Origin of the sequence: Sulfitobacter sp. R86518, assembly GCF_042466275.1 — a bacterium.
Taxonomy (GTDB): Bacteria; Pseudomonadota; Alphaproteobacteria; order Rhodobacterales; family Rhodobacteraceae; genus Sulfitobacter; species Sulfitobacter pontiacus.
On the sequence record NZ_JAXHCA010000005.1, the window covers coordinates 2,597,646 to 2,610,128 of the forward strand.

Annotated in this window: 4 protein-coding genes, 3 tRNA genes, 2 rRNA genes and 2 pseudogenes; 2 read left to right on the plus strand and 9 right to left on the minus strand. The window is 56.4% G+C overall.

The window, feature by feature from the left end:
* The first annotated feature begins 74 nt into the window (after positions 1-74).
* Positions 75-2,489: a DNA topoisomerase (ATP-hydrolyzing) subunit B gene (gene gyrB / locus SJY36_RS13850; protein WP_386175886.1), complete on the plus strand. Its 2,415-nt coding sequence runs from the start codon at positions 75-77 to the stop codon at positions 2,487-2,489.
* A gap of 174 nt (positions 2,490-2,663) precedes the next feature.
* Here the strand turns inward: gyrB and istB (SJY36_RS13855) are convergent, their stop codons facing one another.
* The 4 genes and pseudogenes from istB (SJY36_RS13855) to istA all read right to left on the minus strand — a co-directional run bounded on the left by istB (SJY36_RS13855) (position 2,664) and on the right by istA (position 6,382).
* Positions 2,664-3,416 (minus strand): IS21-like element helper ATPase IstB, encoded by a 753-nt coding sequence (istB, locus tag SJY36_RS13855; protein WP_286699791.1) that lies wholly within the window; start codon positions 3,414-3,416, stop codon positions 2,664-2,666.
* Positions 3,413-3,973: pseudogene (locus tag SJY36_RS13860) on the minus strand (IS21 family transposase); the annotation flags it as partial. The gene istB (SJY36_RS13855) and the pseudogene SJY36_RS13860, both read right to left, overlap by 4 nt.
* Before the next feature lie 148 nt (positions 3,974-4,121).
* A complete protein-coding gene (gene istB, locus SJY36_RS13865) occupies positions 4,122-4,886 on the minus strand; it encodes an IS21-like element helper ATPase IstB (protein WP_058317429.1) in 765 nt (254 codons plus the stop codon).
* Positions 4,883-6,382 carry an IS21 family transposase gene (gene istA, locus SJY36_RS13870; RefSeq protein ID WP_139246466.1) on the minus strand — a complete coding sequence of 500 codons (1,500 nt, stop codon included), beginning with the start codon at positions 6,380-6,382 and terminating at the stop codon, positions 4,883-4,885. Before istA ends, istB (SJY36_RS13865) begins: the two co-directional genes overlap by 4 nt.
* A 168-nt stretch (positions 6,383-6,550) precedes the next feature.
* On the opposite strand from istA, the pseudogene SJY36_RS13875 reads away from it, so the two are divergent.
* A pseudogene (locus tag SJY36_RS13875) lies at positions 6,551-8,103 on the plus strand (IS66 family transposase).
* Between the two features lie 147 nt (positions 8,104-8,250).
* Here the strand turns inward: SJY36_RS13875 and SJY36_RS13880 are convergent.
* From SJY36_RS13880 to SJY36_RS13900, 5 genes are all read right to left on the minus strand, one after another.
* Positions 8,251-8,327 (minus strand) — tRNA-Met (locus tag SJY36_RS13880).
* Positions 8,328-8,396: 69 nt separating this feature from the next.
* A 5S ribosomal RNA gene (gene rrf, locus SJY36_RS13885) occupies positions 8,397-8,511 on the minus strand.
* 184 nt (positions 8,512-8,695) lie between these two features.
* Positions 8,696-11,561: ribosomal RNA gene (locus SJY36_RS13890) — 23S ribosomal RNA — on the minus strand.
* A gap of 605 nt (positions 11,562-12,166) precedes the next feature.
* A tRNA-Ile gene (locus tag SJY36_RS13895) sits at positions 12,167-12,243 on the minus strand.
* Positions 12,244-12,343: 100 nt separating this feature from the next.
* A tRNA-Ala gene (locus SJY36_RS13900) sits at positions 12,344-12,419 on the minus strand.
* Positions 12,420-12,483: the final 64 nt, after the last annotated feature.

The following is a 12,483-nucleotide window of genomic DNA, read 5'->3' on the forward strand; positions in this document are numbered from 1 at the left end:
AAATCTTGTGTCAGGCGCGTGACAATCGTGGCGGAAAACACTATAAATTGGGTAACAAAAGAAGGTTTCCCAAAATGTCCGACACCGATCAGCTCCCCGAGGAATATGGCGCAGATTCCATTAAGGTTCTCAAAGGCTTAGAAGCGGTTCGCAAACGTCCGGGCATGTATATCGGTGACACCGATGACGGGTCGGGTCTGCACCACATGGTCTATGAGGTCGTGGACAACGGCATTGACGAGGCGCTGGCCGGTCATGCGGATGCGGTGAACGTCACAATTCACGACGACAGCTCTGTTTCGGTCAGTGACAACGGGCGCGGTATTCCCGTCGGCATCCACCAGGAAGAAGGCGTTTCCGCCGCCGAGGTCATCATGACCCAGTTGCACGCGGGCGGTAAGTTCGACAGCAACTCGTACAAGGTATCCGGCGGTCTGCACGGCGTGGGCGTATCGGTTGTGAACGCGCTGTCCGATTGGCTGGAACTGCGCATCTGGCGCGAAGGCAAGGAACATGTCGCGCGCTTTGAAGGCGGTTTCACCACCAAACACCTGGAGGTCGTGGGCCCCACCGAACGCACCGGCACCGAAGTCCGGTTCATGGCCTCGACCGAGACGTTTTCGAACCTCGACTATAGCTTCGAGACGCTGGAAAAACGTCTGCGCGAACTGGCGTTCCTGAACTCCGGCGTGCGCATCATCCTGACTGATGAACGCCCTGCCGAACCTCTGCGGACCGAGCTTTTCTATGAAGGCGGCGTGAAGGAATTCGTAAAATACCTCGACCGGTCGAAAACCTCTGTCATGCCCGAACCGATTTTCATTTCGGGCGAGAAAGACGATATCGGCGTCGAAGTCGCGATGTGGTGGAACGACAGCTACCATGAAAACGTGCTGCCCTTTACCAACAACATCCCGCAGCGTGACGGCGGCACCCATACCGCGGGCTTCCGCGGGGCGTTGACGCGGACAATCAACAACTACGCGCAGTCCTCAGGTATCGCGAAGAAGGAAAAAGTATCCTTCACCGGGGATGACGCCCGCGAAGGCCTGACCTGCGTGCTGTCGGTCAAGGTGCCGGACCCCAAGTTCAGCTCGCAGACCAAGGACAAGCTTGTCAGCTCCGAAGTGCGCCCCGCCGTTGAAGGCCTGGTGAACGAAAAGCTGGCCGAATGGTTTGAGGAAAACCCGCAGATAGCAAAGATCGTCGTCGGCAAGATCATCGAAGCCGCCCACGCCCGCGAAGCGGCGCGTAAGGCCCGCGACCTGACCCGCCGCAAGACCGCGATGGATGTGAACTTCCTTGCGGGCAAGCTCAAGGATTGCTCTGAAAAAGACCCGTCCAAAACCGAAGTCTTTCTGGTGGAGGGTGACTCCGCCGGTGGCTCTGCGCAAACGGGCCGTGACCGCCAGACACAGGCGATCTTGCCCCTGAAAGGTAAGATCCTGAACGTCGAACGCGCCCGGTTTGACCGGATGCTGGGCAGTCAGGAAATCGGTAACCTTGTTATGGCGCTCGGCACCGGGATTGGCCGCGATGAATTCAACATCGATAAACTGCGCTACCACAAGATCGTCATCATGACCGATGCGGATGTTGACGGCGCACACATCCGTACGCTGTTGCTCACGTTCTTCTACCGTCAAATGCCGCAGCTGATCGAGAACGGCCACCTCTATATTGCGCAGCCGCCCTTGTACAAAGTGTCGCGTGGCAAGTCCGAGGTCTACCTCAAGGATCAGGCCGCGATGGAGGACTACCTGATCCAGCAAGGCATTGAAGGCGCTATGCTAAAGCAGGGCAATGGCGAGGAAATCACCGGTCAGGATCTGGCCCGCGTCGTCGATCTGGCCCGCCAGATGCGTCGTGTTCTTGAAGCTTTCCCGACCCATTATCCCCGCCATATTCTGGAACAGGCCGCCATCGCCGGTGCCTTTGTGCCGGGCGCGGTTGATGCTGATCTGCAAGGCGTGGCCGACAAGGTCGCAGAGCGTCTGAACCTGATCGCATTGGAATGGGAACGTGGCTGGCAAGGCCGCATCACCCAAGACCACGGCGTCCGCCTCGCCCGCATCCTGCGCGGCGTGGAAGAGGTGCGCACCCTCGACGGCCGTATGCTGCGGTCGGGCGAGGCCAAACGCTCGGGCGGGTTCACAGAGCATCTGCAAGACGTCTACGGCACGCCCGCCAAACTGGTGCGCAAAGACCGTAACCAGCTGATCCACGGCCCCATGGACCTGCTTGAAGCGATCCTTGCCGAAGGTGAAAAAGGCCTGTCCCTTCAACGCTACAAAGGTCTGGGCGAAATGAACCCCGACCAGCTGTGGGAAACCACGCTCGACCCCGACGCCCGCACCCTGTTGCAGGTTAAGGTCGCGGATATGGCCGAAGCAGACGACCTGTTCACCAAGCTGATGGGCGACGTCGTAGAACCCCGCCGCGAATTCATCCAGCAAAACGCGCTGAGCGTCGAGAACCTGGATTTTTAAGCGTTTGTAGTGTCAATCGCAGAGTAAAAGTGGGCCAGGTCGCGGCATAAAAAGGGGCCACTGCGTTTGATGTTGTTTTGCGCTTTGGCGCGCGTGCTCTTCACAAAGCTGAAGCGGGCCAAAGCGCATGCTGGCCCTTGGGCCAGCATTTTCCTGTCTTTGATTGTGGGTGGATTATTGTCGGTTTTTGCGACTGTGTTTGAGCCGGTAGCTTTCGCCATTCATCTCGAGGATGTGGACGTGATGGGTCAAACGATCCAGCAACGCGCCAGTCAGGCGTTCTGATCCAAAGACCTCGGTCCATTCATCAAAAGGCAGATTTGAGGTTATGATGACGGATCCGCGTTCGTAGCATTGCGATATGACCTCAAAGAGCAATTCTGCGCCGGATTTGCTGAGGGGCACAAAGCCCAACTCATCAATGATCAAGAGGTTCTGGCTGGTCAGTTGTTTTTGAAGACGCTGCAATCGCCGCTCATCTTGGGCTTCGATCAGATCATGAACCAAGGCTGCCGCCGTTGTGAAGCGTACTTTCAACCCGCGTTGACATGCAGCCAATCCAAGTCCCAAAGCGATGTGCGTCTTGCCCGTGCCTGACGGTCCAAGGGCGATGATGTTTTCCTTGCGATCAACGTAATCACAGCGTGCCAGCTCCATCGTCAGCGGCTTGTTCAAGCTGGGTATGATCTTGAAGTCAAAGCTATCCAAGCTCTTGGTACTGGGGAACTTTGCCGCTTTGATGCGCCGCTCAATCATCCGGCGCTCGCGATCAATCAGTTCCATCTCACACAGCCGTGCCAGGTAGTGCACATGGTCTTTGTTCTCGGCCGCACAAAGCTGCGCTTGTTTGGCATACTCGCCTTGGAACGTTGGCAGTCGCAGCTTTTTGAGATGGTGGTGCAGAAGGATTTGAGGCGCGTCAGTCATGCTGCTGTCCCTCCGATCAAACTCATGTAGCTGGATGGCCGCGTCATGGCGACATTGGCCTTGGGCAGATACGGATAGAACTCTAAATCCAACCTCGGCGGTCGTTTCTCAACCCGGCACAGCACGAGATGCTTTACAGCGTCATAGCCAATTGCACCCAGATCAATGGCATGACTGATTGCGCCCTGTACAACATCCATGTCGAATGTTTCCAACAGACGCAGGACCTGAACGTATTCCCGCTTGCCCGGTTTGCCCATGCGGGCTTCGAGCAGGCGGTGCAGGGTCGCGAAGACGTCCGGCAGTTCCCAACCCTGCAAAGGCGCTGCCTGATCCAAGGCCCCAACCTTCTGCTCAATCAGCGGCAAGAAGTGCAGCGGATCAAAGATCATATCCGCGGATGCGTAAGACCGCTGGTGCCGTGCGATCACCTCATTGCCGCAACCGATCAGTACCTCGTGTACAAAGCCACGCACATGAACGTCATGGTGTGCATAGGCCACCGGTACCGAGTAATCATTGCCTTTGTAGCGCACCATCGAGATCGATGTGGCCCGTGTGCTGACGTGTCAACGGCGGAGTAAAATTCGGCCATTGTGGCGGAGCAAAAGTCGGCCAGTTTGGGGCGAGCGCCTTGGAGCGTGCGGCCCTCATATAGCAAGCCCGGTCCAAGGCGCATTGGCCGTCAGGCCAATTCTGTGAGGTTCATTTGTTAGCGGCGGCGAGGCGGGCGCGGCTTTGATTGAGGCGGTAGCTTTCGCCGTTCATCTCTAGGATGTTGACGTGGTGTGTCAGCCGGTCCAGCAGCGCGCCGGTCAGGCGTTCGGTGCCGAAGGTTTCGGTCCACTCCTCGAAGGGCAGGTTGCTTGTGATCAGGGTCGACCCTCGCTCGTAGCGCTGTGAGATCAGCTCGAACAGAAGCTCGGCGCCGGTTTTGCTCAAGGGGACGAATCCCAGCTCGTCGATGATCAGCAGTTTGACCTTGGCGAGTTTGCGCTGGAGTTGCAGGAGGCGTTTTTCGTCGCGGGCCTCCATCATCTCGTGCACGAGGGCTGCGGCGGTCACGAAGGCGACAGGCAATCCTTTCTGGCAGGCAGCCAGTCCCAGCCCGAGGGCGACATGGGTCTTGCCGGTGCCGGAGGGACCGAGCGCGATCACATTCTCCTTGCGTTCGATCCATTCGCAGCGCGCCAGCTCCAGGACCATCATCTTGTTGAGCGACGGGATCGCCTTGAAGTCGAAGCTGTCCAGGCTTTTGATGGTCGGGAACTTTGCGGCCTTGATCCGGCGTTCCACCATGCGCCGTTCCCGGTCGATCAGTTCCAGCTCGGTCAGCCGGGCCAGGTAACGCACGTGATCTACGCCTTCAGCGGCGCAGATACGGGCCTGCTTGTCATGTTCACGCAAGAACGTGGGCAGCCGAAGCGTTTTGAGATGGTGGGCCAGCAGCAGTTCGGGTGCATCCGTCATGCCCCACCTCCTGCCAGCAGGCTCATGTAGGATGCGGCGGAGGTGGTGGTGATGTTGGTTCTGGGCAGGAAGGGATAGACATCCAGATCCAGCCTCGGAGGCCTTTGCTCGACCCTGCACAAGATCAGGTGCTTGATTGCATCGAAGCTGACCGCTCCCATTCGCAGGGCATCTTTGACGGCAAGATGCAGCACGTCAATCTCGAAGCGCTCCAGAAGGCGCAGGACCTGCACATACTCGCGCTTGCCGGCCTTTCCCTGCCGGGCTTCCAGCAGTCGGCGCAGGGTTTTGAACGCTTCGGGCAACTCCCAGCCCTGCAGAGGCGCGGCCTGATCGAAGGACATGATCTTGCGTTCGATCAGCGCCAGGTAATGCAGTGGATCAAACACCATGTCGCCGGTGTCATAGGAGCGCGAATGCTCAGCGATCACCTCGGCGCCGCAGCCGATAACAACCCGGGTCACGAAGCCCTTGATCCAGACCGCACGGTGGCCGTAGGCAACCGGCACCGAGTAATCATTGCCGCGATAACGCACCACCGATGTCGATGTGACCTGGCCACTTTGCAACTCACAGGCCTCAAAGGGGGTGCCGGGCAAATCCCGCATCGCCGCGAGATCGGCCTTCAGCCGTTCCCCGATGCTGACCTTGTGGCCACGCAGAACATCACCCTGGCGCTTGCGGCACTGCTCTTCCAGGTGAGCGTTGAACGCGTGCCAGTCCGGAAAGGACGGGATCGGCACCATGAAGTTGCGACGTCCGTAGCCGACCAGCCCCTCCACGGCCCCTTTGTCATTGCCCTTGCCGGGACGGCCATAGCGGTCCCGGATCACGTAATGCGACAACATCGCGCTGAACCGCTGGGTTCTTTGCCGGGAGCCATCCGGCAGAATCCGGGCTACCAGGCAGCGGTCATTGTCATAAAGAACCGACTGGGGAACCGCGCCGAAGAACGCAAAGGCATGGACATGGCCGTCAAGCCACGCCTCGGTATTGGCCGCAGGATAGGCCCGGATGTAGCATGCGTCGCTGTGCGGCAGATCGAGGGCAAAGAAGTGTGCCTTCTGCTCGACGCCGCCGATCACGACAAGCGCTTCACCAAAATCGGCCTGTGCATGACCGGGCGGATGGCTCAGCGGCACGAACATCTCCTTGCCGGTCCGCTTACGGTCTCGAACGTAATCCTTGACGATGGTGTAGCTGCCATCAAAACCGCACTCGTCCCGCAACCGCTCGAAAATACGCTTGGCGGTGTGACGCTGCTTGCGAGGGCGGCTCCTGTCTTCAGCAAGCCATTGGTCCATCTGGCTGGTGAACGCATCCAGCTTCGGGCGCCTGATCGGCGCTGTCCGCCGATATCCCGGCGGTTCCGAATAGGCCAACATCTTCGCAACACTGTCCCGGCTGATCCCAAAATCCCGGGCAATCTGACGCCCGCTCAATCCATCTTGGAAATGAGCGTGACGCACCTTCAAATACAAGTCCACGGTGTATATCCCCAAGCCCTCCCGAAATCCGAAAGGGCAAAAGTGGACGACTTTTACGCCGCCCGCGACAACACTATGCCGTCGCTACCGTGGCCGAGTATTGCTCCGCCGTTCACAAGTGACTCACGGGGTCGTTTGCGCGGGTCATTCTACCCTTGTTTTGTTATGAGATGGGGCATGACTGTGCCTGACAAATTGCCCGATGACATTGCCGAACTAAAGGCGATCATCCGTGCGCAGCAGGATCAGAATGCGCGGCTTGAGGCCTTGCTTGCCTCGTTCAAGAAGGCGCTCTTCGGGGCCAAATCCGAGAAGATTGACCCGGCCCAGTATAAACTGGAACTCGAGGATATCGAGACCGCCATCGCACAGGTGGAAGCCGAGATCGACGCGGACGAGGGGACCGCGCCCGTGCAGCCCCCAAAGCCGCGCCAGACCAATCGCGGATCACTACCCAAACATCTGGAACGGGTTGAGGTGGTCATTGAACCCTACCGATCCTGCGCCTGCGGAACTGAGCGTCACGTCATTGGCGAGGATGTCAGCGAGCGACTGGACATCATCCCGGCCCAGTTCCGGGTGATTGTTACCCGCCGCCCAAAGTACGCCTGTAGGTCCTGCGAAGGCAGGATCGCCCAAGCTCCGGCACCAGCCCATATCATCGCAGGCGGCATGCCGACCGAGGCCACTTTGGCACATGTCTTGGTCTCCAAATATGCCGATCACTTGCCGCTCTATCGACAGGCCCAGATTTACAGCCGCCAGGGGATTGATCTGGATCGCTCAACCCTGGCCGCCTGGGTTGGCAAGTCGGCGTTCGAATTGACCCCGGTCTATGTTGCGCTCATGGCCGATCTGAAGCGCGCCACCAAGCTCTTCATGCCCTCTCGGCAGCATGCTTTGCATGCGCCTGCCGGGTAATAGACGAAACACCCGCACCCGTTCTGTCACCCGGGCGCAAACGCACCAAAACCGGATACTTCTGGGCGCTGGCCCGTGATGACAGGCCTTGGGGCGGTGATGATCCTCCCGGAGTAGCCTTCACCTATGCGCCCGGACGATCCGGCCAGCATGCAGACAATATTTTGAAAGGCTTCAGCGGTGTCCTGCAGGTCGATGGATATGCTGGTTACAACCGCTTGCTCAAACGCCCTGCGCAGGATGTGACGCTGGCCTATTGCTGGGCCCATGCCCGCCGCAAACTGCATGATGTGACCCAATCTGGCGCAGCTCCAATCGCGCAGGAGGGCCTGACTCAAATCCAGGCACTCTACCGTATCGAAAAGGACCTGCACGGCCTGCCTGCCGATCAACGGCACGCTGCACGACAGGACCGCTCAAAACCCATCACCGACGCCTTCGAGCTCTGGCTCGCCCAGAACCGCGCCCGCGTCTCGGCAAAATCGCCGACCGGAGAGGCCCTAAAATACATCGCTAAATACTGGGAAGGGTTATGCCGGTTCCTCGACGACGGTCGCATCGAACTGGATTCCAACGCCGTCGAGCGCACCATCCGTCCCATCGCCCTCAACCGCAAAAACGCGCTCTTCGCAGGCCATGATGCCGGAGCGCAAAACTGGGCCGTCATCGCATCCCTGATCGAGACCTGCAAACTCAACGGGATCGAGCCCCACGGCTATCTGTCCGGTGTCCTGAAAGCCATAGCAGGCGGGCACAAACAAACCGATATCAACCAGCTGTTGCCCTGGAACTACGTCAATCCGGTGTGAACGGCGCACCGCTTACGGTGGTGGTGAGCTGGAACGAACAGAAGGAACATCACGAGCTCGATATCCAAGGTAAGCTGCTGGAACTATTGAGCGTTGGGGACAGCAAAAAGGCCACGAGTCTTTCGACTGCGGCCTGTTCTTTAAATCTGGTTGCGGGAGTAGGATTTGAACCTACGACCTTCAGGTTATGAGCCTGACGAGCTACCGGGCTGCTCCATCCCGCGCCGGGTGCCAATGTTTTTGTATTGGCTTATTAATTGTCATCGTTGAGAGATACGTAGAGGTTTTGCTAGGTTTGGCGGTGACCTACTCTCCCACGTCTTAAGACGCAGTACCATTGGCGCAGTAGCACTTAACTGCCGAGTTCGGGATGGGATCGGGTGTTTTGCTTACGCTATGACCACCAAACCGAGTAAAACCTCTATGTTGCTGCTTTTGCCATTGGCAAAAGAGCAACAAGCGGGAGAGAGCGTATCCGAAGGATGCGCGTTCCCGCCCCCCTCACCATTCTGGGTAAGGATTTGTCCAAGTCAGTACGACTGATTGTATGTGTATGCTTTTGTCCGAGTAGAAAGTCTTTCTTCTACTGGATCAAATCAAGCCTATCGAGCAATTAGTACCAGTCAACTGAACGTATTACTACGCTTACATCTCTGGCCTATCGACGAGATGGTCTATCTCGGCTCTCAGGGATACCTTGTTTTGAGGGGGGCTTCCCGCTTAGATGCCTTCAGCGGTTATCCTGTCCGATCATAGCTACCCAGCACTGCTATTGGCATAACAACTGGTCCACCAGTGGATCGTTCACCCCGGTCCTCTCGTACTAGGGGCAACTCCTCTCAAGTATCCTACACCCACGGAAGATAGGGACCGAACTGTCTCACGACGTTCTAAACCCAGCTCACGTACCTCTTTAAACGGCGAACAGCCGTACCCTTGGGACCTGCTCCAGCCCCAGGATGAGATGAGCCGACATCGAGGTGCCAAACACTGCCGTCGATATGGACTCTTGGGCAGTATCAGCCTGTTATCCCCGGCGTACCTTTTATCCGTTGAGCGATGGCCCTCCCACTTGGGACCACCGGATCACTATGGCCGTCTTTCGACTCTGCTCGACTTGTCAGTCTCGCAGTCAGGCTGGCTTCTGCCATTGCACTCAACGAGCGATTTCCGACCGCTCTGAGCCAACCTTCGCGCGCCTCCGTTACGATTTAGGAGGCGACCGCCCCAGTCAAACTACCCACCACACAGGGTCCCGGATCCGGATAACGGACCGCGGTTAGACATCAAGCAGAACAAGGGTGGTATCTCAAGGGAGGCTCCACGCAGACTGGCGTCCACGTTTCAAAGCCCACCACCTATCCTGCACATGTTCGGCCTAATGCCAGTGTGAAGTTGTAGTAAAGGTGCACGGGGTCTTTCCGTCTAACCGCGGGTAACCGGCATCTTGACCGGTAATTCAATTTCGCTGAGTCTATGTTGGAGACAGCGGGGAAGTCGTTACGCCATTCGTGCAGGTCGGAACTTACCCGACAAGGAATTTCGCTACCTTAGGACCGTTATAGTTACGGCCGCCGTTTACCTGGGCTTCAATTCAGAGCTCTCACTCCTCCTTTTAACCTTCAGGCACCGGGCAGGCGTCAGACCCTATACGTCGTCTTACGACTTCGCAGAGCCCTGTGTTTTTAATAAACAGTCGCCACCCCCTGGTTTGTGCCCCCAGCCCCTAGTTGCCTAGGAACCGGGCCTCCTTCTCGCGAACTTACGGAGGTATTTTGCCGAGTTCCTTCAACATAGTTCTCTCAAGCGCCTTGGTATTCTCTACCTATCCACCTGTGTCGGTTTAGGGTACGATCTAGCGATGGAGCTATTTCCAGGGACCTCTAAGCAGCCCATTCAATCCGATAAGGATGAACTACCCTCGAGATCCGTCACTTCCATCTGGCCCAGGAATATTAACCTGGTTCCCATCGACTACGCCTTTCGGCCTCGCCTTAGGGGTCGGCTTACCCTGCTCAGATTAGCTTTAAGCAGGAACCCTTGGATTTTCGGCGAGAGTGTCTCTCACACTCTTTGTCGCTACTCATGTCATCATTCTCACTAGTGATCTCTCCACCGGATCGCTCACGCGCCGGCTTCACAGAAAGCTCCGCGTCTCCAATACCCCGAAGGGCTAAGGAGACATGGAACTATGTCACACTACGCTCTGCTACCATGCAATTAATGCATCCTAAGCTTCGGCTCATGGCTTGAGCCCCGTTACATCTTCGCCGCAAGACAACTTATTTAGACCAGTGAGCTGTTACGCTATCTTTAAAGGATGGCTGCTTCTAAGCCAACCTCCTGGTTGTTTTGGTCGTCTCACCTGCTTTCCCACTTAGCCATGAATTAGGGGCCTTAGCTGTAGGTCAGGGTTGTTTCCCTCTTCACAACGGACGTTAGCATCCGCTGTGTGTCTGCCATCTAGTACTCCTCGGTATTCGGAGTTTGGTTAGGATCAGTAAGCCTGTGGGGCCCCATTACCCATCCAGTGCTCTACCCCCGAGGGTATTCGGATGACGCTCTACCTAAATAGATTTCGCAGAGAACCAGCTATCTCCGAGTTTGATTGGCCTTTCACCCCTAGGCACAGCTCATCCCGATCCTTTTCAACGGATGTGGGTTCGGTCCTCCAATAAGTGTTACCTTATCTTCAACCTGGCCATGCCTAGATCACTCGGTTTCGGGTCTGATCCCACAAACTCAACGCCCTATTAAGACTTGCTTTCGCTACGCCTACACCTAACGGCTTAAGCTTGCTTGTGAGACCAAGTCGATGACCCATTATACAAAAGGTACGCTGTCAGGCCGTAAAGACCCTCCAACTGATTGTAGGCGTTCGGTTTCAGGTACTGTTTCACTCCCCTCGTCGGGGTGCTTTTCACCTTTCCCTCACGGTACTGGTTCACTATCGGTCAGTAAGGAGTACTTAGCCTTCGAAGGTGGTCCTCCGATCTTCAGACAGAATTTCACGTGTTCCGCCCTACTTAATACGTCCAATCATGCTTCTTATACGGGACTATCACCCACTTTGGTTGCGCATTCCAACGCATTCTAACCACATTCATGGCTCGGCTGGTCCCCGTTCGCTCGCCGCTACTAGGGGAGTATCAATTGATTTCCTTTCCTCCGGGTACTTAGATGTTTCAGTTCCCCGGGTTTGCTTTTATAAACCTATGTATTCAGTCTATAAATACCTGGTTCTGCTTACTGATGAACCCACCGTCTGTTACCTGCGAACTTACGTCCTCAAGTAGCAAAGCGGTAGGACAACAATAAACAATCAGGTGGGTTGCCCCATTCAGAAATCCATGGATCAAAGCTTATTCTCAGCTCCCCATGGCTTATCGCAGAGTATCACGTCTTTCATCGCCTCTTACTGCCAAGGCATTCACCAAACGCCCTTTTCGCGCTTGATTTGATCCAGAAAAAGAAAGACTGATTTAATGTCCTACCGCCTATTCGGCTACTTGAGGACAATTTAGACCCTCAAACGGCCGGTAGAGTGCAGGACGTCAGTCCAACGCGGGAGACAGAAGCTGGTAAGAAACTGTCTTCCCTTATTCCAGATCAAAAGCATACTTTTACCCGCCCACTCTCTCAGAGTGGACAGCGAGTAGTGCATCTAGCCTACCTTCCGTGCAGGAAGCAGGCGTCACTACTCTGGTTAGTGTACTTGACTTGGACAACACGTCGCTTTCAGTCGCGATACGTTCAAAAGACCGAGGAAACAGTCAAGTAAACGCCGGCTCCAAAAGGAGCAGCAACCGAGATCATCACCTAACGCGGTGCGATCAGATCGTGTTGTTTGTTACTTCAAGATTACTCTCAAAGTAACTGTATCTCTCTTTACGATGTCAATCAGATGCATTCCAAAGGAATGTCACCCATGCGCTTTCGCGCCGTCCGATTGGACGATTAAGAACTGCGTACAGTGCTTAATGGTCAAATCGTGTGCTTACCCAACGCGTGCTTTGCTGCGCAAAACCCTGTTTGGGCGACGATCTTTAGTTGGCAAAGATCTTGGTGGGTCGAGGAGGACTTGAACCTCCGACCTCACGCTTATCAGGCGTGCGCTCTAACCACCTGAGCTACCGACCCAGCGTGTTTTGCAAAGCAAAACCGCGACGTCCCGGCAGGGCATTCCGAAGGAATGTCCCGAGAGGGACCAGCCCAAGCGGTTATTCAAGGGCCGTATGCTTGGTGGAGCCTAGGAGGATCGAACTCCTGACCTCCTGAATGCAAATCAGGCGCTCTCCCAGCTGAGCTAAGGCCCCAGCGTAGCCCGAGGGCTGCGTGTTACGTTGGCTGCATGAAGCAACCCGGCCCCTTTCGGGACAC

Excerpts from the sequence above, each read along its gene's own strand:
- gyrB (WP_386175886.1), top strand. The coding sequence starts at position 75 with ATGTCCGACACCGATCAGCTCCCCGAGGAATATGGCGCAGATTCCATT.
- istB (WP_286699791.1), bottom strand. The coding sequence starts at position 3,416 with ATGACTGACGCGCCTCAAATCCTTCTGCACCACCATCTCAAAAAGCTG.
- istB (WP_058317429.1), bottom strand. The coding sequence starts at position 4,886 with ATGACGGATGCACCCGAACTGCTGCTGGCCCACCATCTCAAAACGCTT.